Source organism: Leifsonia sp. McL0618 (assembly GCF_049994905.1).
In the GTDB taxonomy this organism is placed as follows: Bacteria; Actinomycetota; Actinomycetes; order Actinomycetales; family Microbacteriaceae; genus Diaminobutyricibacter.
Map to the genome: position 1 here is coordinate 2371899 of NZ_CP188258.1, position 25301 is coordinate 2397199.

Here is a 25301-nt window from a genome sequence, read left to right on the forward strand (position 1 = left end):
GGAAAGGTGTCCCGGGTGGTCACCGCCCGGGACGCCGCTGTCCGCATCCATCCCTAATACCTGCGCCCAACGGCGCCCTCAGTAACAGGAGTCATCTGTGTCCGTAAAGATCGGAATCAACGGGTTCGGTCGCATTGGTCGTAACTACCTGCGAGCGGCTCTCGCCAAGGGCAGCGACTTCGAAGTCGTCGCGGTGAACGACCTCACCGATAACAAGGCCCTTGCCCACCTCCTGAAGTACGACTCCATCACCGGGCGCCTCGACGCCACCGTCGAGCTCGAAGGCGACTCCATCGTCGTCAACGGCAAGCCGATCAAGGTTCTCGAAGAGCGCGACCCGGCGAACCTGCCGTGGGGCGAGCTGGGCGTCGAGATCGTCATCGAATCCACCGGCCGCTTCACGAAGGCGTCAGACGCCCGCAAGCACATCGATGCCGGCGCGAAGAAGGTCATCATCTCGGCTCCGGCGACCGACGAGGACGCGACGTTCGTCATGGGCGTCAACGAAGAGACCTACGACCCGGCGAACCACCACATCATCTCGAACGCCTCGTGCACCACGAACTGCCTCGCGCCGCTCGCCAAGGTCTTCAACGACACGTTCGGCATCGAGCGCGGCCTGATGACGACGGTGCACGCTTACACCGCCGACCAGAACCTGCAGGACGGCCCGCACAGTGACCTGCGTCGTGCGCGTGCCGCCGCGATCAACATCGTCCCGACCTCGACCGGCGCGGCCAAGGCCATCGGCCTGGTGCTCCCGGAGCTGAAGGGCAAGCTCGACGGGTTCGCGCTGCGCGTGCCTGTGCCGACCGGCTCGATCACCGACCTGACCGTCACCGCATCCCGTCCGGTCACCGTCGACGAGGTCAAGGCCGCCTACAAGGCTGCTGCGGAGGGACCGCTCAAGGGCATCCTCAAGTACACCGAAGACGAGATCGTCTCGAGCGACATCGTCAGCGACCCGCACTCCTCGATCTTCGACTCCGGACTGCTCCGCGTGCTCGGCGACCAGGTGAAGCTGTCGGCGTGGTACGACAACGAGTGGGGATACTCGAACCGCCTCGTCGACCTCACCGAGTACGTCGCAGAGCGCCTCTAACACCAGGGAACCGACGTGACGCTTCGCACATTGGATTCACTCGGTTCGCTCGCCGGCAAGCGCGTCATCGTCCGCTGTGATCTGAACGTTCCTCTCAAGGACGGGCAGATCACGGACGATGGCCGTGTGCGAGCGTCGATTCCCACGCTGAACGCCCTGATCAACCAGGGCGCCAGGGTCGTCGTGATCTCTCATCTCGGCCGGCCTGAGGGCGCACCGGACTCCCGGTACAGCCTCGCACCCGTCGCACAGCGGCTCTGTGAGCTCCTGGGCAAGCCGGTGACCTTCGCCCGCGACACCGTGGGCGGAGGCGCCCGCGAGGCCGTCGACGGCCTCGGAGACGGCGACGTCGCCCTGCTCGAGAACCTGCGCTTCAACCCCGGTGAGACGAGCAAGGACGACGCGGAGCGCGAGGCATTCGCCGCGCGGCTCGCCGAGTTCGGCGACGCGTTCGTCAGCGACGGCTTCGGCGTCGTCCACCGCAAGCAGGCGAGCGTGTATGAGCTGGCGAAGGCGCTCCCGAGCGCCGCAGGGCAGCTCATCGCCACCGAGCTCGACGTGCTCGATCGGCTCACAGAGAACCCGGAGCGGCCGTACGTCGTCGTGCTGGGCGGTTCGAAGGTCTCCGACAAGCTCGGCGTCATCGGTCATCTCCTTCCGCGCGTGAACTCGCTGCTGATCGGCGGAGGGATGCTGTTCACGTTCCTTGCAGCCCAGGGCCACAAGGTCGGTTCCAGTCTTCTCGAGGCCGACCAGATCGACACAGTCAAGGGATACCTCGAGCAGGCGCAGAAACTCGGCGTCGAGATCGTACTCCCGCGCGACGTCGTCGTCGCGTCCAAATTCAGCGCGGATGCCGACCACGTCGTGCGTCCGATCGACGGGATCGAAGACACTGAGTGGGGCTCCGCCGGACTCGGTCTCGATATCGGACCGGAGACCTCAGAGCTGTTCGCGGAGTACATCCGCGCCGGGCACACGGTGTTCTGGAACGGCCCGATGGGTGTCTTCGAGCTAGCGCCGTTCGCGGCAGGAACGAAGGCGATCGCCCAGGCGCTCACCGAGATCGACGGCCTCGGCGTCGTCGGCGGTGGTGACTCGGCTGCTGCCGTTCGGGCACTCGGTTTCAACGATGACCAGTTCGGTCACATTTCTACTGGCGGTGGGGCGAGCCTCGAGTTCCTCGAAGGCAAGCACCTGCCCGGCCTGGAGGTCCTCGGATGGCAGCAGTGAGTTCGTCGGTGCGGCGCACGCCGCTGATCGCCGGCAACTGGAAGATGAACCTCGACCACCTCCAGGCGATCGCGTTCGTCCAGAAGCTCGCGTGGACGCTGAAAGACGCCAACCACGACTTCACAGCCGTCGAAGTCGCCGTGTTCCCGCCCTTCACCGATCTTCGCAGTGTTCAGACCCTCGTGTCGGCCGACAAGCTTCCGATCGCTTTCGGCGGGCAGGACGTGTCTCAGCAACTGTCGGGTGCATACACGGGCGAGATCTCTGCAACCTTCCTGTCGAAGCTGGAGTGCCGCTACGTCATCATCGGGCACTCGGAACGCCGCACCCTCCACGCTGAGACCGACGAACAGGTTGCCGGCAAGGTGGCGTCCGCCCTCGGGCAGAACCTTTCGCCGATCATCTGCGTAGGCGAGACGGCCGAAGATCTCGAGGAGCACGGACCGAGCGCCATCCCGGTCGCCCAGTTGCGCGCAGCACTGGCGCATGTGTCGACAGCTGCCGACATCGTGGTCGCTTACGAGCCCGTCTGGGCGATCGGATCCGGTCAGGCTGCGACTCCGGAACAGGCGGAGCAGGTCGCTGCGGCTCTCCGCGCCGTGCTCGTCGACGTTCTCGGTGAAGATGTCGCTGCCAAGACGCGCATCCTGTACGGCGGGTCCGTCAAGAGCGGAAACATCGCCAGCTTCATGCGCGAGCCCAATGTCGACGGCGCGCTCGTCGGCGGCGCGAGCCTCGATGTGGACGAGTTCGCGGCCATCGTGCGATATCAGAAACACGTCGGTCTGTGACGGCTGCGGTTATACTGGTCTGTGGTCTTCCCGGGCGCTGAGCCCGGACGTTCCCCGAAAGGTTTTCTCGTGCAAATTCTCCAGGTCGTCCTGCAGGTGCTGCTGGGCATCACCAGCCTCCTGCTGACCCTGCTCATCCTTCTGCACAAGGGTCGCGGCGGCGGTCTGTCCGACATGTTCGGCGGCGGCGTCACCTCCAACCTCGGAGCATCCGGCGTTGCTGAACGCAACCTCAATCGCATCACCGTGATCCTCGGGCTGGTCTGGATCACGTGCATCGTCGTACTCGGACTGATCACCAAGTTCGATACTGGCGCCTAACCACAGCACATCGGCCTGCGGGCCAGAGGAGGAACAATGGCATCCGGTGGAAGCGCAATTCGGGGCTCGCGCGTTGGCGCCGGCCCGATGGGGGAGCAGGACCGCGGCTACCACGCAGAGCGTATCTCCGTCTCGTACTGGGACGCGCTGGGCAATGAGACCGTGCGTCACTTCGCGGCGAACCTGCCCGACGACGAGATTCCCGACATCATCGACTCACCTTCGTCGGGCCTGCCTGCCGGCCGTGACAAGGACAACCCGCCGTCGGTCGCCAAGCTCGAGCCGTACAAGACGCACCTCGCGTATGTGAAGGAGCGTCGCACCGAAGACGAGGCCGAGCAGCTGCTCGAAGATGCCCTGACACAGCTTCGCGCACGTCGCGGCAAGCTCAGCGCAACCAACTAGCTCACACAGAGAAACCCCCGCCGGATGACCCGGCGGGGGTTTTTCGCTGTCTCGCGCCCGCAACTGTTCGGCGCACCCCATTGGTCCGCCCGCACAAAGATACGTCCCACGGCACCAGCTCTACCTGGCGCGCTCCGACACCACGAGTGCGAGTCCAGTGCGCGTCTGCGAGCAACCCGCTGGGCAGCATGCGAAGGTCGCTCGCGCGCGGCCGCAGCATGCCACGGCGCGCCGGGCGACGCGTCTACGAGCAACCCGCTGGGCAGCATGCGAAGGTCGCTCGCGCGGCCGCAGCATGCCACGGCGTGCCGGGCGGCGCGTCTGCGAGCAACCCGTTGGGCAGCATGCGAAGGGCGCTCGCGCGCGGCCGCAGCACGCCCCGGCGCGCCGGACGGCGCGTCTACGAGCAACCCGCTGCGCAGCATGCGAAGGGCGCTCGCGCGCGGCCGCAGCATGCCACGGCGCGCCGGACGGCGCGTCTACGAGCAACCCGCTGCGCAGCATGCGAAGGGCGCTCGCGCGCGGCCGCAGCATGCCACGGCGCGCCGGGCGGGGACCGGCGCGCTAATAAGACGGCGCGATGAGGTTCGCCGGCACTTCGGCAGCTGCGTCCTGGTCGACGAAGAACACCGTGCGCTTGCGGCCCTTGGCGCCGGCGACGGGCACTTCGGTGTAGCTCGCGCCCGCGAGCGCAAGGCCGAGCGCGGACGCCTTGTCCTCGCCTGCGAGTACCAGCCAGATGCGATCCGACGAGTTCAGGACGGGACGGGTGAGGCTGAGTCGTTCCGGCGGCGGTTTGGGCGAGTGGCGAACGGCAACGACAGTCGCCTCGATTTCGCGGATTCCCGCGCGGTCCGGGAACAGGGAGGCGATGTGCCCGTCGGGCCCGACCCCGAGGAACGTGATGTCGAAGCGCGGATACCGTGCACCCTCGCCCGCGAATGTCGCGAGCTCTTCGGAGTAGGCTGCAGCGGCCGCTTCCAGGTCGTCGAGTTCGTCGGACGCAGCGAACGGATGGATGTTCCTGGGAGGCACGGCGATGTTGTCGAGCAGGGCCCGGCGGGCCTGCAACTCATTGCGTTCGGCGTCGGCTTTGGGAAGCCAGCGCTCGTCACCCCACCAGAAGTGCACTTTTGACCAGTCCACGCTGTCACGGGCCGGCGAGTCGTTAACGGCCTGGAGCACGCCCGTTCCCATGGTTCCACCCGTCAGCACGATGTTCGCGCCCCCGAGATCGTCGATGATGTCGACAGTCTTCGTGAGGAAGCGCGCCGCGACCGAGCCGGCGAGTGCCTGCTTGTCCGGGTGGACCAGAACCCGTCGTTCGTTCGTCATCGGTTCGCGCCCACTCCTTCGTCGGCCTCAAGCTCTTCCAGGCCTTTGGTGATCACCTCACCGTACAGGTCGTCGGGATCCAGCCTACGCAGTTCCTCGGCGAGGCAGTCGCGGAGATTGCGGCGTGGCAGCGACAGGTCGTGGGTCGGCTGCCCGGGCTCCGAGAGACGCGCAACGTCGGGAATCTCGCGTTCGAGCTCGATGATTCCGGATGCGCGGCCGAGCCGGACACCGTGGATGCCACTCGAACCGGTCGCGCGCGAGGTGAGGTCGTGCTTCACCGGAACCTGGAGCTGAAGGGAGAGCCAGGCCGCAAGAAGCACCGTCGAGGGTGAATCCGCCGCACCGGCGACTTCAACAGACTCGATCGCTTCATACGGCGGCTGGTCGAGTACGGCGGCGAGCTGCGCCCGCCAGAGCGTCAGGCGCGTCCAGGCGAAGTCGGTGTCACCCGGCTTGTAGGTGCGGGAGAGGTGTCGGAGCGCCTCGTGCGGGTCGGGCTGGGCCGACGCATCCGTGATCCTTCGGGTCGCGATGCGGCCGAGAGGGGAAGCGGATGCGACTTCCGGCGCCGCTCCAGGCCACCATGCGACGACGGGGGCGTCGGGAAGCAGCAGTCCTGTCACCAGGCCTTCCTCGTCGCTCGCCGTCTCGCCGTAGGCGCGCAACACGATGACCTCGCTCGCACCGGCGTCGCCGCCGACACGGATCTGGGCGTCAAGCCGGCCTTCCGATTCGGTTGGCGCGACGTGGTTGGGATCTTCGGTCGACACCACGATGACGCGCATCGGATGCTCGCGCGAGGCGTCGTTCGCGGCCTCGATCGCTTCTTCTTCCTGGCCGAGATGGGTGGCGATGACGAGGGTGAGCACGCGGCCGAGCGCGACCGCGCCGCCCTCTTCACGGATCTTGACGAGCGCCTTCGAGACCTTACTGGTAGTGGTGGCGGGGAGGTCGACGATCATGGGCGTCTCCAGGTTCGGCCGTCGCGAGCCAGAAGCTCATCGGCGGAGCTCGGGCCCCAGGTTCCGGGGCGGTACTGTTCGGGCGGGCCCTGTGTCGCCCAGTACTCCTCGATCGGGTCGAGGATCTTCCAGGACAGCTCGACCTCTTCATGACGCGGGAACAGGGGCGGATCGCCCAGGAGCACGTCGAGGATGAGCCTTTCGTACGCTTCGGGGCTCGCCTCGGTGAAGGCATGGCCGTAGCCGAAGTCCATGCTCACGTCGCGCACCTGCATACCAGCGCCGGGAACCTTCGAACCGAAGCGGATGGTCACACCTTCGTCGGGCTGCACCCTGATCACGAGCGCGTTCTGGCCGAGCGCCGAGGTCTGGCTCTCGGCGAAGAGCTGCTGCGGCGCGCGCTTGAAGACGACGGCGATCTCGGTCACGCGGCGGCCGAGACGCTTGCCAGCCCGCAGGTAGAATGGGACCCCTGCCCAACGGCGGGTGCCGATCCCGAGCTTCATTGCGGCGTAGGTCTCGGTGGTCGAGTTCGGGTTCATGCCGTCTTCTTCGAGGAAGCCGACCACCTTCTCACCGCCCTGCCAGCCGCCCGAGTACTGTCCCCGGGCGGTCGCGGTGCCGAGGTCCTCGGGGAGCCGGACGGCCGCGAGGACCTTCTCCTTCTCTGCGCGCAGGTCGGCGGCGTCGAACGAGATCGGCTCTTCCATGGCCGTGAGGGCGAGGAGCTGGAGGAGATGGTTCTGGATGACGTCGCGGGCAGCGCCGATTCCGTCGTAGTAGCCGGCCCGGCCGCCCACGCCGATGTCTTCAGCCATCGTGATCTGCACGTGGTCGACGTAGTTCGCGTTCCAGATCGGCTCATACAGCTCGTTGGCGAAGCGCAGAGCGAGGATGTTCTGCACGGTCTCCTTGCCCAGATAGTGGTCGATGCGGAACACCGAGTCGGGCGGAAAGACCGATTCCACCACGTTGTTCAGCTCACGGGCGCTCTTCAGGTCGCTTCCGAACGGCTTTTCGATGACGACGCGTCGCCAATGGCCCGGCTCCTGCTTGGCCAGTCCGGAGCGACTGAGCTGCTCGGTCACCAGCGGGAAGGCCTTCGGCGGAATGGAGAGGTAGAAAGCGTGGTTTCCCATGGTTCCGCGTTCGACGTCGAGTTTGTCGACCACCTCCTTCAGCCGCTCGAACGACGCCTCGTCGTCGAACTCTCCGGAGACGAACCGGACGCCCTGCGCCAGCTGCTGCCACACGTCGTCCTGGAACGGCGTGCGCGAATACTGCTTGACCGCGTCGTACACGACCTTTTCGAAGTCCTGGTCTTCCCAGTCGCGCCGGGCGAACCCGACCAGCGAGAAGCCCGGCGGGAGCAGTCCCCGGTTCGCGAGATCGTAGACCGCCGGCATCAGCTTCTTCCGCGACAAGTCTCCCGTCACACCGAAGATGATGAGGCTGCTGGGGCCGGCGATGCGATTGAGACGCTTGTCGTACGGCACCCGCAGCGGGTTGAACTCCGGGGTGATTTCCACCGGGGACATTGAGCTCCTTGGTTCGCGTTGACGCGCTAGTTGACCGCGTCGAAGAGAGGCACGAGGTTCGCCTCGGGGTTGGTGAGGTTGAGGGTGAGAACCGGTCGGCCATGGTCCGCGAGCACGCTCGCGTCTCCGTTGGCCTGCGCCTGGATCAGCTGCCCGAACGTGAACGGCCGGTCGGGGATCTCAAGATCTTCCGGGGCGTTCTCGGTGATCTGGAGGAAGACACCGACAGCAGGACCGCCCTTGTGGAACTGCCCGGTCGAGTGCAGGAATCGCGGCCCCCAGCCGAAGGTGACCGGCCGTTTCGCTTTGGCCGCGAGAAGGTCGCGGAGACCTTCGAGCTGCGGGAGGGCGATGCGGTCGACGTAGGCCTGGACCGAGACGTAGCCGTCAGGTCCGAGCTGGGCGAGAAGCGCATCCACCGCCCCCGACAGCGAGTCCCTACCCGAGACGACCACCTCGGAGCCTCGGACCTCGATGCCGTCGGCGACGAAGGCCGGTTCGGTCGGCGCGGGGCGGTTGTCGAGAAGGCCGCGCGCGGCGATCTTCGCCGACTCCACGTCGGGCTGGTCGAACGGGTTGATGCCCAGGATCCGGCCGACGATGGCCGTGGCGTACTCCCACACCAGGAATTGCGCCCCGAGGCTGCCGGAGACGAGGATCTCGCCGTGGTGCCGGTCGGACGGGAACAGGTGACGCGCCTCTGCGTTGTCGACGATCCGCACGACCTGGAGGTCGGGCAGGTTCGCCGACAGTTCGGGTGCGAGCTTGTCGAGCACGACGGGGAGGATGCCGGTGCCCTGCTTGCCGGTCGACTCGGCGATCAGCTGCTCCGCCCAGTCGGGCAGGCCGATGATGTGCGTGCCGTCGGAGACGAGGGCGAGCTTGTCCTTGAGAGGGTTGCTGCCGGCGATCGCCGCGGCGAGGATGAGCCCGGGGTTCGTCGGGTCGTCGATCGCGAGTTCGAGCGAGATCGTCTCGGCTTCTTCGAGCATCTCCTCGATGTCCACCCCGGCGAGGCCGGACGGAACGAGCCCGAAAGCAGTCAGCGCGGAGTAGCGGCCGCCGACGTTGGGATCGGCGTTGAAGACACGGTAGCCGGCCTCGCGCGCAGACGCGTCGAGAGGGGAGCCAGGGTCGGTCACGACGATGATCCGCTCGCGGGGGTCGATACCGGCGTCGCGGAAGGCCTTCTCGAACACGCGGCGCTGGCTGTCGGTCTCGAGTGTCGATCCCGACTTGCTCGATACGACGAGCGCCGTCGCCTCGAGCCTGTCGCGCAGTGCCGCGAGAACCTGGCCGGGGGCGGTCGAGTCGAGAATCGTCAGCTCGACCGCAGCCGTCTGAGTGATGACCTCCGGTGCGAGCGACGAACCCCCCATGCCGGCGAGCACGATGCGGTCGACGCCCTTGACGTTGAGCTCATCACGGAGCGCGACGATCTCGGGTACCAGCGGGCGCGAAATGGCGACCGACTCTGTCCAGCCGAGCCGTTTCGCCGCCTCTGCCTCGGCATCCGGTCCCCACAGTCCTGCGTCCTGGGCCGTTATGCCCGAGGCGACGAGGTCGGCCACGAGCTGGGGGAGCGCTGCCTTGACGGCGTCTTCCGCTGCCCCGGAGACGTGGACCTTGAAGCTCATTTCGCTGCCTCGAGCGCGGCGGTCACGGTGTCGAGCAGCTCGTTCCAGGAGACGACGAATTTCTCGACGCCTTCCTTCTCGAGGAGCGCGGTGACCTCGTCGTAGGAGATTCCGAGTGCACCGATCGCCTTGAGGACCTCGTCTGCTGCAGCGTACGACCCGGTCACGGTGTCGCCCGTGATGACTCCGTGGTCGAACGTCGCCTCGAGGGTCTTCTCGGGCATCGTGTTGACGACGCCCGGAGCGACCAGCCGGGTCACGTACAGGGTGTCGGGCAGGCTCGGGTCCTTGACTCCCGTCGACGCCCACAACGGCCGCTGCGCATTGGCGCCGGCCGCCAGGAGGGACTTGGCACGATCGGTGGCGAAGGCTTCCTCGAACGCCTGGTAGGCGAGCTGGGCGTTCGCGACTCCTGCCTTGCTCTTGAGCGCGAGCGCCGCATCTGTGCCGATGGAGACGAGCCGCTTGTCGATCTCGGTGTCTACACGCGAGACGAAGAACGAGGCGACCGACTGGATGCCTGACAGGTCGATGCCCGCCGCCTTCGCCTTCTCGAGTCCGGTCAGGTAGGCGTCGATGACCTGGCGGTAGCGCTCGAGGCTGAAGATCAGCGTGACGTTGACGCTGATGCCCGCCGCGATCGTCTCGGTGATGGCCTCGAGGCCCTCGACCGTCGCCGGGATCTTGATGAGCACGTTGGGCTTGTCGACCTTCGCGGCCAGCTTTTTGGCCTCGGCGATCGTTCCCGCGGCGTCGTGCGCGAGCCCCGGCTCGACCTCGATCGACACGCGGCCGTCGACCCCGTTGGTGGCCTCGAAGACCGCGTGGAAGATGTCGCTCGCGTCGGCGACGTCGTCGGTCGTGATCTCGAAGACCGCGTCGACGACGTTCGCTCCGGCCTTCGCCAGCTCGCGCACCTGCTCATCGTATGCCTCGCCCTTGGAGAGGGCGGTCGCGAAGATCGTCGGGTTCGTGGTGACGCCGACGACGTTCTTCTCGTCGATCAGCTTCTGCAACCCACCCGACTGGATGCGTTCACGCGACAGGTCATCGAGCCAGATGCTGACTCCTGCTTCCGAGAGCTGGGCGGTGGGTGTTGCGTCTGTCATTTCTTCTCTTCTCTTGTGCGTGACGTTCTGTGCCGGGCCTCAGAGGGACCCGAGCGATTCCTTGGCTGCCGCGACGGCGTGCTCGGTGGTCATGCCGAACTCGCGGAACAGGGTCTTGTAGTCGGCGGATGCGCCGAAGTGCTCGATCGACACGCTGCGGCCGTGGTCGCCCACATACTTGCGCCAGGTGAGGTCGAGACCGGCCTCGATGGAGACGCGGGCCTTCACAGACGCCGGGAGCACGGATGCACGGTACGCGTCGCTCTGCTCTTCGAACCACTCGAGGCTGGGCGCGGATACAACGCGGGCGTTGATGCCTTCGGCGCGGAGCGCCTCACGCGCATCCACCGCGATCTGCACCTCTGAGCCGGTCGCGATGAAGATCACGTCGGGCGTTCCGCCTGGCGCCTCCGCGAGCACGTACGCGCCCTTGGCTACGTTCTTCGCCGATGCGAAGGTGTCGCCGGATGCGTCGCCGTCGCCGCGCGCGAAGACGGGGATGTTCTGGCGGGTCAGCGCGATGCCGGCCGGCCCCTTGCGGCGTTCGAGGATGGTCTTCCACGCCCATGCGACCTCGTTCGCGTCCCCTGGACGCACCACGTCGAGGTGCGGGATGGCGCGAAGCGTCGCGAGCTGCTCGATCGGCTGGTGGGTCGGTCCGTCTTCGCCGAGCGCGACGGAGTCGTGCGTCCAGACGAAGATCGACGGCACCCGCATGAGCGCCGACAGGCGGACGGCCGGGCGCATGTAGTCGCTGAAGATGAGGAACGTGCCGCCGAAGGCGCGGGTCGGCCCGTGCAGCACGATGCCGTTGATGATCGCGGCCATCGCGTGCTCGCGGATACCGAAGTGGAGGACGCGCCCGTACGGGTTGCCGGTCCATTCGTGCGTCGAGTGCTCGGTGGGCACGAACGACGCCGCACCCTCGATGGTCGTGTTGTTGGACTCGGCGAGGTCGGCCGAGCCGCCCCACAGCTCGGGCATCAGTGGAGCGATCGCGTTGATGACCTTGCCGCTGGCGGCGCGGGTCGAGATGTCCTTGCCCGCCTCGAAGACCGGCAGCGCCGCTTCGACGCCCTCGGGCAGCTCTCCGGTCAGGACTCGCTCGAGCAGCGCTTTGCGCTCGGGATTCGCCTCTGCCCAGGCAGCGAAAGCCACGTCCCACTCGGCGTGGGCGGCGATGCCGCGGTCGACCGCCTTGCGAGTGTGCTCGATGACCTCTGCCGGCACGTCGAACGTCTTCGCCGGGTCGAACCCGAGGACCTCTTTCACGGCGGCCAGTTCGTCGGCGCCGAGCGCCGAACCGTGGATCTTGCCGGTGTTCTGCTTCTTCGGGCTCGGCCACCCGATGATCGTCTTCAGGATGATCAGCGACGGCTTGTCGGTGACGGCCTGGGCGGCAGCGATCGCGTCGTTCAGTGCGACGACGTCTTCGCTGTATACGCCGGACTTCTTCCAGTCCACGACCTGGACGTGCCAGTGGTACGCCTCGTAGCGGGCCTTCACGTCTTCGGTGAAGGCGATGTTCGTGTCGTCTTCGATCGAGATCTGGTTGCTGTCGTAGATCGCGATGAGGTTGCCCAGCTGCTGGTGGCCCGCGAGCGAGGACGCTTCGGAGCTCACGCCCTCCTGCAAGTCGCCGTCGCCGGCGATCACATAGACGAAGTGGTCGAACGGGCTGGTTCCCGGTTCGGCGTCAGGGTCGAAGAGACCGCGCTCGAACCGGCTGGCGTACGCGAAGCCGACCGCCGACGAGATGCCCTGGCCGAGCGGCCCGGTGGTGATTTCGACGCCATCGGTGTGGCGGTACTCCGGGTGGCCCGGAGTGAGCGAGCCCCACGTGCGAAGCGCCTCGAGGTCGGTCAGCTTGAGGCCGTCTCCGGCGAAATAGAGCTGGATGTACTGGGTCAGGGAGCTGTGACCGGCAGAGAGGATGAATCGGTCGCGGCCGAGCCAGTGGTGGTCCTGCGGATCGCGCTTCATCACCTTCTGGAAGAGCAGGTAGGCAGCCGGTGCGAGGCTCATGGCTGTGCCGGGATGCCCGTTGCCAACCTTTTCAACCGCGTCCGCTGCGAGTACCCGAGCGGTGTCTACTGCCTTGTTGTCAATGGGATCCCATTGCAGAGCTGCCACGTGAAAACTGACCCTTCGTAGAGAGGGTGACGGGCCGTCATGTCCCGCACCGATTGAGGTAGTGCGCGCCGCGGACGTCTTCGGCGCCTGACGCGAGCACCGTGGGAGACCTACAAAGAGGCCGGGGGTGAATGCGCTTCGGCTGGCGAGCACCTCCAAGTATAGGTAACACGTAGGAAACCTGACGTGTTCCCCGTAACGTACGCCCATCCCGGGGGGAATGCCTCCCTGCACTGATGCCCTAGAATCGTGTGGGGGATTCGACCGTTAGAGGAGCAATGGACGTCGCTGTAGAGAGCCGAGTGGGACCGGGTCGAATCGGCGCACGGCGCAAGCTCCAGGCCTACCTGGCACTGACCAAGCCTCGCGTCGTCGAACTCCTTCTGGTCGTCACCGTTCCCACGATGATCCTGGCGCAGAACGGCATCCCCAACCTCCTGCTCGTGCTCGCGACCGTGGTCGGGGGAGCGATGAGCGCGGGATCGGCCGGCGCGTTCAACTGCTACTTCGACCGCGACATCGACCGCGTGATGAACCGCACGAAGAACAGGCCGCTCGTCACCGGTGAGCTCTCCGACCGCGAAGCTCTGGTGTTCGCCTGGGGCCTTGGCGTCGCGTCCATCCTCGTGCTCGGCTTCTTCGCCAACTGGCTGGCCGCAGGGCTGTCGCTCGTCGCCATCCTGTTGTACGTCGTCTTCTACACGCTCATACTGAAGCGCCGTACCCCGCAGAACATCGTCTGGGGCGGCATCGCCGGCTGCATGCCGGTGCTGATCGGCTGGGCCGCCGTGACCGGTTCGCTCACGTGGACTCCGTTCATCCTCTTCTTCATCATCTTCCTGTGGACCCCGCCGCACTACTGGCCCCTGTCGATGAAGTACCGCGACGACTACAAGTCGGCGGGCGTGCCGATGCTCGCCGTCGTGCGGGGTCGTGCCGTCGTCGGCCTCCAGGTCATCCTGTACGCGTGGGCGACCGTCGCCTGCTCACTTTTGCTGATCCCTGTCGCCGACATGGGCATCCTGTACGCCGCCGTGGCGCTCGGCGCGGGCGGCTGGTTCATCTACGAGACGCACCGCCTCTACAACCTGGCGATCCGCCACGAACACGTCTCCCCGATGCGGGTGTTCCACGGGTCCATCGCCTACCTGACGCTCCTCTTCCTGGCGATCGCGATCGACCCGCTGCTCCACTTCTGACACGGCGCCGGTGACCGCGGGGGCCCGGCTGCGCACGGGATCCGGACAGGTTCGGTCCGGTTACGATGGAGTGTGCAAACCCCGCTCGCGTATCTGGCTGCGCGCTATACCCTCGGACCGCGTTCCCTTCGATGGGCGACCACCGCGGCACTCGTTGTGAGCATCATCATCGTCTTCAGCGGGGGAGTCGTCCGGGTCACGGGTTCCGGGCTCGGCTGCCCGACCTGGCCGAGCTGCGAGGTGGGTTCGCTCACCCCGACCCCGGCTCTCGGCATCCACGCGATCATCGAGTTCTCGAACCGCATGATGACGGGCGTGCTGTGCGCCGCCGTCGGCTGGGTCATCGTCGCCGCACGGTTGCAGAAGCCGCGTAACCGCACCATGACGCGTCTGGCGTGGTCGCAGTTCTGGCTGGTCGTCGCGAACGCGGTCGCCGGGGGCATCACCGTTCTCACGGCGCTCAACCCGTACATCGTCGCCTTCCATTTCATGATGGCGATCGCCCTGCTGACGACGACCGCACTCACCTGGCACCGGGCGCACCTGAGCGAATCCCGCACAGTCGCGATCCCGCGGGTCGCCAGCGTCCTGAGCTACGTCCTCCTGGCCGTGACGCTCGTCCTGATCATGGTCGGCACCCTCGTGTCCGGTTCCGGCCCCCATTCTGGCGATTCTGCCGACGTTCCCCGCATGACGTTCGACTGGCAGAACATCACGATCGTCCACGCCATCCTCGGCACGGCAACGCTCGTTCTCGCCGTCGCACTGCTCGTCGTTCTGGCCCGCGTCCCGGATGCGGTGCTCGCCCGCCGCCGAACCGTCACGTTCATCGTCGTCCTGCTCCTGCAGGCCGGCATCGGGGTCGTTCAGTCGTTCACCGGCCTGCCTGACGCCCTGGTCGCCCTGCATCTGCTCGGCGCCGCTCTCGTCTGGGTCGGCGTCCTGCGGGTCGTCCTCGACGTGAACCCCGATCTGTTCCCGACTGTGTCGCTCACGCCGGGTGAACCAGCGCGCTCACTGTCAATTCGTTGACACTTCGCTGGTTGCTGGGAGCCTGCCTGTAGAATGAAGTGTTCGTGACGCGCGCCTGCCGGCGCCGAGGCAGCGTCGCCCAAATGCTCGAACATATTAGGTACGCACACCAGCCACTCGCACAATCACGATCCTCCGGAAGGCGATGCATGTCGCCCAGGGTGGGGAATGAGCCGGAATGACAGCCGGTTACGTGTGGTAGGAAACGAGGTAGATATGTCAGACATCCTGATCGACCGCCCCGAACTCAACAGCCTTGGGCAGTACGAGTTCGGCTGGGCCGATTCCGACGCAGCCGGGGCTTCGGCACGCCGCGGAATCTCGCCGGAGGTGGTCACCGATATCTCCAACCTCAAGAGCGAGCCCGAATGGATGCTCAAGCGCCGCCTCAAGGCTCTCCAGCTCTTCGAGCGCAAGCCGATGCCCACCTGGGGCGCAGACCTGTCGGAGATCGACTTCGACAACATCAAATACTTCGTCCGGTCGACGGAGAAGCAGGCCCAGACCTGGGAAGACCTTCCCGACGACATCAAGAACACCTACGAGAAGCTCGGCATCCCCGAGGCGGAACGCCAGCGCCTCGTCGCCGGCGTCGCCGCCCAGTACGAGTCCGAGGTCGTCTACCACCAGATCAACGCGGAGCTCGAAGCCCAGGGCGTCATCTTCATGGACACCGACACGGCCCTGCGCGAGCATCCCGAATTCTTCGAGGAGTACTTCGGTACCGTCATCCCGAGCGGTGACAACAAGTTCGCGGCGCTGAACTCCGCCGTGTGGTCGGGCGGATCCTTCGTCTACGTCCCGCCGGGCGTTCACGTCGACATCCCCCTCCAGGCCTACTTCCGCATCAACACGGAGAACATGGGCCAGTTCGAGCGGACCCTCATCATTGCCGACGAGGGCAGCTACGTGCACTACATCGAGGGCTGCACGGCCCCGATCTACAAGTCGGACTCGCTCCACTCGGCCGTCGTCGAGATCATCGTCAAGAAGAACGCCCGGGTGCGTTACACGACCATCCAGAACTGGTCGAACAACGTCTACAACCTGGTCACGAAGCGCGCTACAGCTGCCGAGGGCGCGACGATGGAATGGATCGACGGCAACATCGGGTCGAAGGTCACCATGAAGTACCCGTCGATCTACCTGATGGGGGAGCACGCCAAGGGCGAGACCCTGTCGGTCGCCTTCGCGGGCCCCGGTCAGCACCAGGACGCCGGTGCGAAGATGATCCACATGGCGCCGTACACCCAGTCGTCGATCGTCTCCAAGTCGATCGCGCGCGGCGGGGGCCGGGCCGGCTACCGCGGTGAGGTGCGGATGGACCAGAACGCCCACCACTCCGCCAACACCGTGCGCTGCGACGCGCTCCTGGTCGACACGATCTCGCGGTCGGACACCTACCCGGCCATCGACATCCGAGTCGACGACGTGCAGCTCGGCCACGAGGCGACGGTGTCGCGCGTGAGCGAGGAGCAGCTCTTCTACCTGATGTCGCGGGGCATGCCAGAAGACGAGGCCATGGCGATGATCGTCCGCGGCTTCATCGAGCCGATCGCGCGCGAGCTGCCCATGGAATACGCACTCGAACTCAACAAGCTCATCGAAATGGGCATGGAAGGCTCTGTCGGATGACCATTCTCCTCATTCTTCGTCGAAAGGCACTGTCGGCCAAATGAGCATGGCAACAACACCGACTCCTACATCTGAACAGCACGGACTGACGAAGCACACCGACGGAGGGTGGGGACTCGTCCCCATCCAGACGCGGTCGGAACGGTTCCATTCGACGAAAGTTGATGAGTTTCCTGCGATCACCGGTCGAGAGGCGACCTGGAAGTACACGCCTGTCGCGCGCATCGCCGAGCTGACATCGAGTGAACTCGACGGTTCGCCGTACGACGTCTCGACCACCGAAACCCCGGGAGTGAACGTCTCCTGGGTCGGTCGCGACGACGCGCGCATCGGCTCCGCAGGCTCACCCGAGGAACGCGCATCCGCGAACGCCTGGACGAGCTTCGAGAAGGCTCTAGTCATCTCGGTCACCGGAGAGGACGAGAAGGAGTTCACCCTCACCCGCGCCGAGCTCGGACAGGGGGCGCGTGGTGCCCACACGGTCATCGAGGCCGCGCCGTTCAGCCGCGCAACCGTCATCCTCCAGAACACCGGAGCCGCTCACCTGACGGAGAACGTCGAGATCATCGTCGGCGAATCGGCGGCGCTGACCGTCGTGACGGTGCAGCAATGGGATGACGACGGCATCCACGTCGCGACGCATTTCGCCTCGGTCGGACGCGATGCCCGCCTCAAGCACATCGCCGTCACCCTCGGGGGAGACGTCGTGCGCCTGAACCCGGCCGCACACCTCGTCGGCGCTGGAGCGGACGCCGAACTGCTGGGCGCATACTTCGCGGATGCCGGGCAGCACCTCGAGCAGCAGGTCTACGTCTTCCACGACGCACCACACACGCGCAGCCGCGTCACGTACAAGGGTGCACTGCAGGGCGCCGGCGCGCGCACGGTCTGGGTCGGCGATGTGCTGATCGGCCCGAAGGCCGTCGGAACCGACACCTACGAACAGAACCGCAACCTCGTGCTCACCGATGGCGCACGCGCCGACTCGGTGCCGAACCTCGAAATCGAGACCGGGGACATCCTGGGCGCCGGTCACGCGAGCGCGACAGGCCGTTTCGACGACGAGCAGCTCTTCTACCTGCAGTCCCGTGGCATAACCGAAGACGAAGCGCGGCGGCTCGTCGTGCGCGGCTTCCTCGCCGACATCGTGCAGCGGATCGGCTCGCCGGCGCTGCAGGAACGCCTCACCGACGCGATCGAAGCCGAGCTCACGGCGCTCGAGCCGTCCGAAGCAGCCGGCGCTGAGGCAGCCAGCGCTGAGGCAGCCAGCGTTGAGGCAGCCGGCCCGGGGAAGAACTAGTGGGCACGCGCGTGACCTCCTATGAGGAACTTGTCGAGAACCAGGCGATCCGCGTCGTGGTCGACGGCATCCCGATCGCCGTCGTGAAGGACTCGTCGGGCGCCGTCCACGCCATCGGCGACACCTGCACCCACGGTGAAATCTCCCTGTCCGAGGGCTTCGTCGAAGACGAGACCCTCGAGTGCTGGGCCCACGGCTCGCAGTTCTCGCTCGTCACGGGCAAGCCCCTGAACCTGCCGGCGTACGAGCCGGTCCCCGTCTACCCGGTCGAGCTGATCGATGGAGACGTCTACATCGACCCGACCGCAACGAAAGAGATTTAGAAGCACATGTCAGTTCTTGAGATCCGCGACCTCCACGTCACCGTCGTAACGGAGCAGGGCGCCAAGCCCATCCTCAACGGCGTCGACCTGACCATCCGCGAAGGCGAGATCCACGCGATCATGGGCCCGAACGGTTCCGGAAAGTCGACTCTCGCGTACACGATCGCCGGTCACCCCAAGTACACGGTCACCAGCGGCACCATCACCCTCGACGGCGAAGACGTGCTTGCGATGACTGTGGACGCGCGTGCACGTGCCGGCCTCTTCCTCGCAATGCAGTACCCGGTCGAGATCCCCGGCGTCACCAACCAGAACTTCCTGCGAACGGCGAAGACGGCGATCGACGGCGAGGCGCCCGCGATCCGCGGCTGGGTCAAAGAAGTCCGCGAGTCGATGACGAAGCTCCGTATGGACACCACGTTCGCCGAGCGCAACGTGAACGAAGGCTTCTCGGGCGGCGAGAAGAAGCGCAACGAGATCCTGCAGCTCGAGCTCCTCAAGCCCAAGATCGCCGTGCTCGACGAGACCGACTCCGGCCTCGACGTCGACGCACTCAAGGTCGTCTCGGAGGGCGTCAACCGCGCCAAGGCGAGTACTGGCCTCGGCATCATGCTGATCACCCACTACACGCGCATCCTCCGCTACATCAAGCCGGACTTCGTACACGTGTTCGTCGCCGGTCGCGTCGCCGAGGAGGGCGGTCCCGAACTCGCCGACCGTCTCGAAGACGAGGGATACGACCGCTACACCGAAACCCCTGAGCCTGCCGTCGAAACCGACGTTCCCGCTCCCGCAGAGGCGTAGGCTGACGGCATGGTTGCAACCCTGGCGCCGGAGCTCTTCGACCAGGTCGAAGAAGCTCTGAAAGACGTGGTCGATCCCGAGCTCGGGGTCAACGTCGTCGACCTCGGCCTGATCTACGATCTCGGCTGGGACGACGAGAACAACGCGCTCATCATCTCCATGACCTTGACGAGCGCCGGATGCCCGCTCACCGATGTACTCGAGGAGCAGACCGCCGAAGCGCTCGACGGCATCGTCGAGGCCTTCCGCATCAACTGGGTGTGGATGCCGCCGTGGGGTCCCGAGCGCATTACCGACGACGGCCGCGACATGATGCGCGCCATCGGCTTCGCGATCTGACCCGCCCGCCCTGCTCTCGAGCACAGGTAAAAGCATCCGGATTCTCTCGAAAGACGTGACTTTTCCTGTGCTCGGCTGCCGTTCGGGTGAGGGAAATATACTGGTGCGATACCCCTACCCCTGTCGTGGAAACGCGACATAAAGAATTGGATGACATCTGTGCTCAGCGTGCATGGCCTTGAGCTCAGAGTCGGAGCCAGACTCCTCATGGAAGGGGTCGACTTCCGTGTCGCCGACGGGGACAAGATCGGTCTCGTGGGGCGCAACGGCGCTGGAAAGACGACGCTCACGAAGGTGCTGGCGGGCGAATCGCTGCCGACCGGCGGCCGCGTCGATCGCAGCGAGGAGATCGGCTACCTGCCACAGGACCCGCGCTCGGGCAACCCGGAAGATCTCGCGCGTACGCGCATCCTCGACGCGCGCGGTCTCGGAAGCATTGTGCTCGGGATGCAGCAGTCGACGCACGACATGGCCAGCGACGACCCCGAAGTCAGCGCGGCTGCGATGAAGAAGTACGGCCGGCTGGAGGAGCAGTTCCACATGCTCGGCGGTTACGCGGCCGAAGCTGAAGCCGCATCCATCGCCAGCAACCTGAACCTGCCCGATCGCATCCTGGACCAGCAGCTGAAGACCCTCTCGGGCGGCCAGCGCCGCCGCATCGAGCTCGCGCGCATCCTGTTCTCCGATGCCCGCACGATGATCCTCGACGAGCCGACGAACCACCTCGACGCCGATTCGGTCGTCTGGCTGCGCGAGTTCCTCAAGAACTACACCGGCGGTTTCATCGTGATCAGCCACGACGTCGAACTCGTCGGTGAGACTGTCAACCGCGTCTTCTACCTCGACGCCAACCGGCAGGTCATCGACATCTACAACATGGGCTGGAAGAACTACCAGCGCCAGCGCGCAGCCGACGAAGAACGCCGCAAGAAGGAACGGGCGAACGCCGAGAAGAAGGCCGGCGCCCTGCAACTCCAGGCCGCGAAGTTCGGTGCGAAAGCGACCAAGGCCGCGGCCGCTCACCAGATGGTCGCCCGTGCAGAGAAGCTGCTTGCAGGACTCGAAGACGTGCGCTCCGTCGACCGGGTGGCCAAACTCCGGTTCCCGACGCCGGCACCATGCGGGCGCACGCCGCTACAGGCGAGCGACCTGTCGAAGAGCTACGGGTCCCTGGAGATCTTCGCCGCCGTCGACCTCGCCATCGACCGCGGCTCCAAGGTGGTCGTGCTCGGGCTCAACGGCGCGGGCAAGACGACCCTGTTGCGGATGCTCGCGGGCGTCGACCGGCCCGACACCGGCCAGATCGAGCCGGGTCACGGACTGCGGATCGGGTATTACGCGCAGGAACACGAGACCATCGACGTCAAAGCCTCTGTGCTGCAGAACATGATGTCGTCGTCGCCGAGCCTGACGGAGACGGAAGCCCGGCGCGTGCTCGGCTCATTCCTGTTCACCGGCGACGACTCGCACAAGCCGGCCGGGGTGCTCTCCGGCGGTGAGAAGACCCGTCTCGCCCTGGCGATGATCGTCGTCTCGGGTGCGAACGTGCTGCTGCTCGACGAGCCGACGAACAACCTCGACCCTGCCAGCCGCGAAGAGATCCTGGACGCGCTGGCTCACTACGAGGGCGCAGTTGTGCTCGTGAGCCACGACGAGGGGGCTGTCGAGGCCCTCAACCCGGAGCGCGTGCTCATCATGCCCGACGGCACCGAGGACCACTGGAACAAGGACTACCTCGACCTCATCTCGCTGGCGTGACGCAAAGGGTCTAGCCTCGCGAGCGAAGCTCGCTCGGAACTGGCACGGCTGGATCGCATGCGATTCTCTTAGGTCCAGCGCTCCAGAAGGTCGTCTTCGATCTCCGCGTCTGTGCGTGTCTTGAGCGCCTTGCGGCGTTCCCGTTCAGCTGCGCGCGACTGCTCGGCCGGGTCGTCCTCGTTGAGTTTGCGATATTCGGTGCGCAACGCGTAGCCGAGGCCGAAGAAGCCGATCAGGGCGAAGATGATCCACTGGATCATGTACGACCAGTGCAGGCCTTCGTCTTGCGTCGGTGGCGCCGTCACGGTCGGTTCCGGTGCGGATGCGGGGGCGGGGTCCTGCGAATCGAGGAGTCCGTAGGCGGCCGTGTAGACATCCCCGCCGATGCGTTTGCGGATGTCGGGGAGCTCGATCGTCGCCACCTGGTTGCCGATCCCGGTGCGACCGTCGAGGTGGGGTTCGCCGGGCTTCAGTCGGGCGGTGACCGTGACCTGGCCGCCTGGTGCCGCCGGAACGCTGTCGGGCGCGTCGGTGCGAGTGCCGGTGGGCACCCATCCCCGGTCGACGATGAAGAGAGAGCCGTCGGCCAGACGGAGCGGAGTGAGGACCTCGAAGCCGGGTGTGCTGTCCAGGGGGCGGTTGCGCACGAGCAGTTCGTCATCCGTCACATAGGTTCCGGTCATCGTCACCCGCTTCCACTCCTGGTCCTTTGAGAACGAGGTGAGTGTCGGCAGCACCTGCTGCAGGGGGAGCGCGTGCGAGTTGAAGTTCGCGTCGAGCAGCGCGTTCGCCGCCGCAGCCTCCTTGCTGCGCGCGAGCTGCCATGCCGACAGCCCTCCGCATGCGATCGCGAACACGATGGCGAAGGCGATGTAGCCCAGCCAGCGACGCGAGAATGCGAAACGCCAGCCCTTCACGAGGCTGCTCCGCCGGCGACCTGCGACGCAGGATCCGCGACCGCGACCACGCGGAGCGGGAATTCACGTGCCGCCAGGAACTCCCGCAGGAAGTCCACGTGCTCGTCGCACGCCAGCCACACCTTCACGCGATCCTCCGTGTGGATCTTCGGGTTGCGCCACTCGATGCGCCACGCCGCCGTCTCGCGGCAGTTCGCGCGTGAGCACGTCAGCGCCTCCGGTTCACCGAACCCGATCACGTGCCATGCTCCCTCTGCTCGCCGTCTTCATCATCTTCGTCAGCGTCGTCCCGACCCTGTTCATCCGGCCCGCCCTGATCTGCACCAGCGCCCGTACCCGCGTCCGCACCCGGCGAATACGCAGGAGGCGTCATCGGAAGGATATTGCCTGGTCGCTGTACGCCACCTTGACGCGGGTCCGACCCGACGTTCGCGATGACGACTGCAAAGTAGGGCAGGAACACAGCCCCGATCGCCGGGATGATCGCCCACCATCCCGGGACCCACAGGATCGAGACGATACAGAGCACGCGAATACCCATCGCCACCGAATATTTGATCATCCGGCGACGTCGCTCCTCGTCAGGCGAGAGCGGAAGATTGGTGATCGACTGTTGTTTCATGTCCGTTACGGGTGCCCGCGAATCGGGCCCGATCCGTCACCTCAAGCCTACGTCCAACCCAGACCATAAACTGGTACGCGTTCGATGTCAGGCGCCCGGCCTGGACACAGGAGAGGACCCCGGATGACAACCTCACGCACCGTGCTCGTGACCGGCGGAAACCGCGGCATCGGTTTCGCCATCGCCGAGGAGTTTCTGGCACAGGGCCACCGCGTTGCCGTGACGGCGCGTTCGGGCGAAGGTCCGGAGGGAAGCCTCACTGTGCGCGCGGATGTGACCGACACGGCTGCCGTCGACGCAGCGTTCGCCGAGGTCGAAGAGAAGCTCGGCCCGGTCGAGGTCGTCGTCGCGAACGCAGGTATCACCCGCGACACGCTCCTCATGCGCATGACCGAGGAAGACTTCGACGCGGTCGTGGACACGAATCTCGGCGGTTCGTTCCGCGTGATCAAGCGGGCCTCGAAGAACATGCTCAAGGCCCGTTACGGTCGCATCGTGCTGATCTCGAGCGTGGTCGGTCTGTACGGATCGGCCGGCCAAGTAAACTACGCGGCGTCGAAGGCCGGTCTCGTCGGGATGGCGCGCTCCATCACGCGCGAACTGGGCGCACGCGGGATCACCGCGAACGTCGTCGCTCCGGGCTTCATCGAGACCGACATGACCGCGGAGCTTCCGGAGACCCAGCAGGCGGAATACAAGCGCAACATCCCGGCCGGTCGGTTCGCGACGCCGAACGAGGTCGCGAAGGTGGTCGCCTGGATCGCGGGGGACGACGCAGCGTACATCTCAGGTGCGGTCATCCCGGTCGACGGCGGCCTCGGGATGGGGCATTAGCGCAATCCCAGTAACCCCAGCACCTGCGACAGGTCCTGGCGGTCGATGACGACATTCGCTTCGGCGCGCACGCGGGGTTTCGCGTTGAACGCGACGGACAGGGCGGCTGCTGCCATCATCCGCAGATCGTTGGCGCCGTCGCCGACGGCGACCGTGCGACGCAGGGGGATGCCCGCGGCCGCTGCCCACTCGCGCAGCGCCTGTGCTTTGGCCTCGGCATCCACGACCGCACCGACCAGCCCCCCGGTGAGCACCCCGTCGGCCACCTCGAGGCGGTTGGCGCGCCAGTGGTCGAGCCCGAGACGGTGGCCGAGCCCGTCGAGCACTTCGTGGAAGCCGCCGGAGACGACGCCGACCGCGCCGCCGGCCGCCTGCACGCCGGCAACGAGTTCCGCGGCTCCGTCGGTCACGCGAACCCGCTGACCGACATGCTCGAAGACGTCGACCGGAAGCCCGGCCAACGTCTTCACGCGCTCGCGCAGACTCTGCTCGAAGTCGAGTTCTCCGCGCATCGCGCGGTCGGTGATCTCCGCGACCTCGGTGCGTGACCCGGCCTCCTCGGCGAGCAGCTCGATGACCTCATCGTGGATGAGGGTCGAATCGGCGTCGAGCACCACCATGAAGCGGGGGCTGCCGACGAGTTGTCCAGCGGAGTTATTCGGGTCGATCGGGGTGTTCAGGGGTGTGGAACTCTGCGTCATGGAACGACGTGTACTCCCTTGCCGACGACAGTGATGCCGGATTCGGTGACGGTGAAACCACGCGCTCGGTCGCGTGCGGCGTCGACGCCGATGGAGGCGCCGGCGGAGACGACCACGTCTTTGTCGAGGATGGCACGGCCGACGAACGCGTTCGGTTCGATGACGGCACGGTCGAACACGACGGAGTCGACGACGTGCGCACCGGATTCGATCTTCGCCCATGGCCCGAGCACACTGCGTTCGAGGTGCGCCCCCGAGATCACGCTGCCCAGGGACACGATCGAGTCGATGGTGACGCCGAGCGACCCCCGCCCGTCGCGCACGAGCTTCGCCGGCGGCGAGTTCAGCTGCTGGCTGAAGATGGGCCACCACCGGTTGTACAGGTTGAAGACCGGGAGCGCAGAGATGAGGTCCTGGTGGGCTTCGAAGAACGAGTCGATCGTCCCGACGTCGCGCCAGTAGTAGCGGTCGCGATCGGTCGACCCGGGCACGTCGTTCCGCTGGAAGTCGTAGACACCGGCCTCGCCGCGGTTGACGAAGTCGGGGATGATGTCGCCGCCCATGTCATGGTTCGAGTCGGGCCGGTCGCCGTCGCGGATCACGGCCTCGATGAGGGCATCCGCGTCGAAGACGTAGTTGCCCATCGAGGCGAGGACCTCGTTCGGCGCGTCGGGGAGACCGACCGGGTCGGTCGGCTTCTCGCGGAAGGCTGCGATGCGGTCCGGATGCTTCGGGTCGACCTCGATCACCCCGAACTGGTCGGCGAGACCGATGGGCTGGCGGATCGCGGCCACCGTCGCCGGCGCGCCCGACTCCATGTGCGCGTCGATCATCTGGGCGAAGTCCATGCGGTACACGTGGTCGGCGCCGACGACGACAACGATGTCGGGCTTCTCGTCGCGGAGCAGGTTGAGGCTCTGCAGGATGGCATCGGCCGAACCGCTGAACCAGCGCTTGCCCAGACGCTGCTGCGCGGGGACCGAGGCGATGTACGAGTTCAGCATGCCGTCGAGGCGCCAGGTCTGCGAAACGTGACGGTCGAGGCTGTGCGACTTGTACTGCGTCAGTACGACGACCTGGCGCAGGTTCGAGTTGATCAGGTTCGACAGTGCGAAGTCGATCAGTCGGTACTGGCCCGCGAACGGAACGGCCGGCTTGGCTCGATCGGCTGTGAGGGGCATCAGCCGTTTCCCTTCGCCACCAGCAAGGACGATGCCGAAGATCTTTGTGCCAGCCATGGCTCAAGAGTAGAGGCATCCCTCGTGCTG

At 66.1% G+C, this 25301-nt stretch carries 25 protein-coding genes; 14 read left to right on the top strand and 11 right to left on the bottom strand.

Annotation, left to right across the window (positions count from 1 at the left end; all coding sequences use genetic code 11):
* Nucleotides 1-97 precede the first annotated feature (97 nt).
* From gap to ACPPVQ_RS11340, 5 genes are all read left to right on the top strand, one after another.
* Nucleotides 98-1102 carry a type I glyceraldehyde-3-phosphate dehydrogenase gene (gene gap / locus ACPPVQ_RS11320; protein WP_426515199.1) on the top strand — a complete coding sequence of 335 codons (1005 nt, stop codon included), beginning with the start codon at nucleotides 98-100 and terminating at the stop codon, nucleotides 1100-1102.
* Between the two features lie 15 nt (nucleotides 1103-1117).
* Entirely contained in the window at nucleotides 1118-2335 is a 1218-nt protein-coding gene (locus ACPPVQ_RS11325; protein WP_426515200.1) for a phosphoglycerate kinase, read from the top strand.
* Nucleotides 2323-3126: a triose-phosphate isomerase gene (gene tpiA / locus ACPPVQ_RS11330; protein ID WP_426515201.1), complete on the top strand. Its 804-nt coding sequence runs from the start codon at nucleotides 2323-2325 to the stop codon at nucleotides 3124-3126. The genes ACPPVQ_RS11325 and tpiA overlap by 13 nt, the downstream gene beginning before the upstream one ends.
* Before the next feature lie 69 nt (nucleotides 3127-3195).
* The gene (gene secG, locus ACPPVQ_RS11335; RefSeq protein WP_426515202.1) at nucleotides 3196-3447 is read left to right on the top strand and encodes a preprotein translocase subunit SecG; all 252 of its coding nucleotides are present in this window, start codon (nucleotides 3196-3198) and stop codon (nucleotides 3445-3447) included.
* A gap of 36 nt (nucleotides 3448-3483) precedes the next feature.
* Nucleotides 3484-3852: an RNA polymerase-binding protein RbpA gene (locus ACPPVQ_RS11340; RefSeq protein ID WP_345764707.1), complete on the top strand. Its 369-nt coding sequence runs from the start codon at nucleotides 3484-3486 to the stop codon at nucleotides 3850-3852.
* A 564-nt stretch (nucleotides 3853-4416) separates the two neighbouring features.
* Here the strand turns inward: ACPPVQ_RS11340 and pgl are convergent.
* The 6 genes from pgl to tkt are packed head-to-tail and all read right to left on the bottom strand — an operon-like array spanning nucleotide 4417 to nucleotide 12569.
* Nucleotides 4417-5187, bottom strand: coding sequence for a 6-phosphogluconolactonase (gene pgl / locus ACPPVQ_RS11345; RefSeq protein WP_426515203.1), 771 nt, complete (start codon nucleotides 5185-5187; stop codon nucleotides 4417-4419).
* Nucleotides 5184-6152: a glucose-6-phosphate dehydrogenase assembly protein OpcA gene (locus ACPPVQ_RS11350; RefSeq protein WP_426515204.1), complete on the bottom strand. Its 969-nt coding sequence runs from the start codon at nucleotides 6150-6152 to the stop codon at nucleotides 5184-5186. Before ACPPVQ_RS11350 ends, pgl begins: the two co-directional genes overlap by 4 nt.
* Nucleotides 6149-7690, bottom strand: a complete 1542-nt coding sequence (gene zwf / locus ACPPVQ_RS11355; RefSeq protein ID WP_426515205.1) for a glucose-6-phosphate dehydrogenase — start codon at nucleotides 7688-7690, stop codon at nucleotides 6149-6151. The genes ACPPVQ_RS11350 and zwf overlap by 4 nt, the downstream gene beginning before the upstream one ends.
* Nucleotides 7691-7716: 26 nt before the next feature.
* Nucleotides 7717-9327: a glucose-6-phosphate isomerase gene (locus ACPPVQ_RS11360; RefSeq protein WP_426515206.1), complete on the bottom strand. Its 1611-nt coding sequence runs from the start codon at nucleotides 9325-9327 to the stop codon at nucleotides 7717-7719.
* Complete coding sequence (tal, locus tag ACPPVQ_RS11365) at nucleotides 9324-10436, bottom strand: transaldolase (protein ID WP_426515207.1); 1113 nt, start codon at nucleotides 10434-10436, stop codon at nucleotides 9324-9326. The genes ACPPVQ_RS11360 and tal overlap by 4 nt, the downstream gene beginning before the upstream one ends.
* A 39-nt stretch (nucleotides 10437-10475) precedes the next feature.
* A complete protein-coding gene (tkt, locus tag ACPPVQ_RS11370; RefSeq protein WP_426515208.1) occupies nucleotides 10476-12569 on the bottom strand; it encodes a transketolase in 2094 nt (697 codons plus the stop codon).
* A gap of 278 nt (nucleotides 12570-12847) precedes the next feature.
* On the opposite strand from tkt, the gene ACPPVQ_RS11375 reads away from it, so the two are divergent.
* The 8 genes from ACPPVQ_RS11375 (at nucleotide 12848) to ACPPVQ_RS11410 (ending at nucleotide 20959) form a co-directional block, all read left to right on the top strand.
* Nucleotides 12848-13768 (top strand): heme o synthase, encoded by a 921-nt coding sequence (locus tag ACPPVQ_RS11375; RefSeq protein WP_426515209.1) that lies wholly within the window; start codon nucleotides 12848-12850, stop codon nucleotides 13766-13768.
* Nucleotides 13769-13840: 72 nt separating this feature from the next.
* A complete protein-coding gene (locus ACPPVQ_RS11380) occupies nucleotides 13841-14800 on the top strand; it encodes a COX15/CtaA family protein (protein WP_426515210.1) in 960 nt (319 codons plus the stop codon).
* Between the two features lie 216 nt (nucleotides 14801-15016).
* A complete protein-coding gene (gene sufB / locus ACPPVQ_RS11385) occupies nucleotides 15017-16435 on the top strand; it encodes a Fe-S cluster assembly protein SufB (protein ID WP_426515211.1) in 1419 nt (472 codons plus the stop codon).
* A gap of 40 nt (nucleotides 16436-16475) precedes the next feature.
* On the top strand, nucleotides 16476-17735 hold the full coding sequence (gene sufD / locus ACPPVQ_RS11390) for a Fe-S cluster assembly protein SufD (RefSeq protein WP_426515212.1): 1260 nt from the start codon (nucleotides 16476-16478) through the stop codon (nucleotides 17733-17735).
* 11 nt (nucleotides 17736-17746) lie between these two features.
* On the top strand, nucleotides 17747-18058 hold the full coding sequence (locus ACPPVQ_RS11395) for a non-heme iron oxygenase ferredoxin subunit (RefSeq protein ID WP_426515213.1): 312 nt from the start codon (nucleotides 17747-17749) through the stop codon (nucleotides 18056-18058).
* Between the two features lie 6 nt (nucleotides 18059-18064).
* On the top strand, nucleotides 18065-18862 hold the full coding sequence (gene sufC / locus ACPPVQ_RS11400) for a Fe-S cluster assembly ATPase SufC (protein WP_426515214.1): 798 nt from the start codon (nucleotides 18065-18067) through the stop codon (nucleotides 18860-18862).
* A gap of 9 nt (nucleotides 18863-18871) precedes the next feature.
* Complete coding sequence (locus tag ACPPVQ_RS11405) at nucleotides 18872-19201, top strand: metal-sulfur cluster assembly factor (RefSeq protein ID WP_426515215.1); 330 nt, start codon at nucleotides 18872-18874, stop codon at nucleotides 19199-19201.
* Between the two features lie 159 nt (nucleotides 19202-19360).
* Nucleotides 19361-20959, top strand: a complete 1599-nt coding sequence (locus tag ACPPVQ_RS11410) for an ABC-F family ATP-binding cassette domain-containing protein (RefSeq protein WP_426521232.1) — start codon at nucleotides 19361-19363, stop codon at nucleotides 20957-20959.
* A gap of 68 nt (nucleotides 20960-21027) precedes the next feature.
* On the opposite strand, the gene ACPPVQ_RS11415 is transcribed toward ACPPVQ_RS11410, so the two are convergent.
* The 3 genes from ACPPVQ_RS11415 to ACPPVQ_RS11425 are packed head-to-tail and all read right to left on the bottom strand — an operon-like array spanning nucleotide 21028 to nucleotide 22498.
* A complete protein-coding gene (locus tag ACPPVQ_RS11415; protein WP_426515216.1) occupies nucleotides 21028-21876 on the bottom strand; it encodes an SURF1 family cytochrome oxidase biogenesis protein in 849 nt (282 codons plus the stop codon).
* Complete coding sequence (locus ACPPVQ_RS11420) at nucleotides 21873-22115, bottom strand: hypothetical protein (protein WP_426515217.1); 243 nt, start codon at nucleotides 22113-22115, stop codon at nucleotides 21873-21875. The genes ACPPVQ_RS11415 and ACPPVQ_RS11420 overlap by 4 nt, the downstream gene beginning before the upstream one ends.
* Complete coding sequence (locus tag ACPPVQ_RS11425) at nucleotides 22112-22498, bottom strand: DUF3099 domain-containing protein (RefSeq protein ID WP_426515218.1); 387 nt, start codon at nucleotides 22496-22498, stop codon at nucleotides 22112-22114. Before ACPPVQ_RS11425 ends, ACPPVQ_RS11420 begins: the two co-directional genes overlap by 4 nt.
* Nucleotides 22499-22621: 123 nt before the next feature.
* Between ACPPVQ_RS11425 and ACPPVQ_RS11430 the strand changes: the two genes are divergently transcribed.
* Entirely contained in the window at nucleotides 22622-23332 is a 711-nt protein-coding gene (locus tag ACPPVQ_RS11430; RefSeq protein ID WP_426515219.1) for a beta-ketoacyl-ACP reductase, read from the top strand.
* Here ACPPVQ_RS11430 and serB read toward each other — a convergent pair.
* Both serB and ACPPVQ_RS11440 read right to left on the bottom strand, forming a co-directional pair.
* The gene (serB, locus tag ACPPVQ_RS11435; RefSeq protein WP_426521234.1) at nucleotides 23329-23952 is read right to left on the bottom strand and encodes a phosphoserine phosphatase SerB; all 624 of its coding nucleotides are present in this window, start codon (nucleotides 23950-23952) and stop codon (nucleotides 23329-23331) included. The genes ACPPVQ_RS11430 and serB overlap by 4 nt on opposite strands.
* A 77-nt stretch (nucleotides 23953-24029) precedes the next feature.
* Nucleotides 24030-25271, bottom strand: coding sequence for a glucose-1-phosphate adenylyltransferase (locus ACPPVQ_RS11440; RefSeq protein ID WP_426515220.1), 1242 nt, complete (start codon nucleotides 25269-25271; stop codon nucleotides 24030-24032).
* Between the last annotated feature and the right edge of the window lie 30 nt (nucleotides 25272-25301).

Coding starts and splice junctions, on each gene's coding strand:
- tpiA (WP_426515201.1), top strand. CDS start 2,323: ATGGCAGCAGTGAGTTCGTCGGTGCGGCGCACGCCGCTGATCGCCGGC.
- ACPPVQ_RS11340 (WP_345764707.1), top strand. CDS start 3,484: ATGGCATCCGGTGGAAGCGCAATTCGGGGCTCGCGCGTTGGCGCCGGC.
- pgl (WP_426515203.1), bottom strand. CDS start 5,187: ATGACGAACGAACGACGGGTTCTGGTCCACCCGGACAAGCAGGCACTC.
- ACPPVQ_RS11350 (WP_426515204.1), bottom strand. CDS start 6,152: ATGATCGTCGACCTCCCCGCCACCACTACCAGTAAGGTCTCGAAGGCG.
- zwf (WP_426515205.1), bottom strand. CDS start 7,690: ATGTCCCCGGTGGAAATCACCCCGGAGTTCAACCCGCTGCGGGTGCCG.
- ACPPVQ_RS11360 (WP_426515206.1), bottom strand. CDS start 9,327: ATGAGCTTCAAGGTCCACGTCTCCGGGGCAGCGGAAGACGCCGTCAAG.
- tal (WP_426515207.1), bottom strand. CDS start 10,436: ATGACAGACGCAACACCCACCGCCCAGCTCTCGGAAGCAGGAGTCAGC.
- ACPPVQ_RS11375 (WP_426515209.1), top strand. CDS start 12,848: ATGGACGTCGCTGTAGAGAGCCGAGTGGGACCGGGTCGAATCGGCGCA.
- sufB (WP_426515211.1), top strand. CDS start 15,017: ATGTCAGACATCCTGATCGACCGCCCCGAACTCAACAGCCTTGGGCAG.
- sufD (WP_426515212.1), top strand. CDS start 16,476: ATGAGCATGGCAACAACACCGACTCCTACATCTGAACAGCACGGACTG.
- sufC (WP_426515214.1), top strand. CDS start 18,065: ATGTCAGTTCTTGAGATCCGCGACCTCCACGTCACCGTCGTAACGGAG.
- ACPPVQ_RS11405 (WP_426515215.1), top strand. CDS start 18,872: ATGGTTGCAACCCTGGCGCCGGAGCTCTTCGACCAGGTCGAAGAAGCT.
- ACPPVQ_RS11425 (WP_426515218.1), bottom strand. CDS start 22,498: ATGAAACAACAGTCGATCACCAATCTTCCGCTCTCGCCTGACGAGGAG.
- ACPPVQ_RS11430 (WP_426515219.1), top strand. CDS start 22,622: ATGACAACCTCACGCACCGTGCTCGTGACCGGCGGAAACCGCGGCATC.
- serB (WP_426521234.1), bottom strand. CDS start 23,952: ATGGTGGTGCTCGACGCCGATTCGACCCTCATCCACGATGAGGTCATC.
- ACPPVQ_RS11440 (WP_426515220.1), bottom strand. CDS start 25,271: ATGGCTGGCACAAAGATCTTCGGCATCGTCCTTGCTGGTGGCGAAGGG.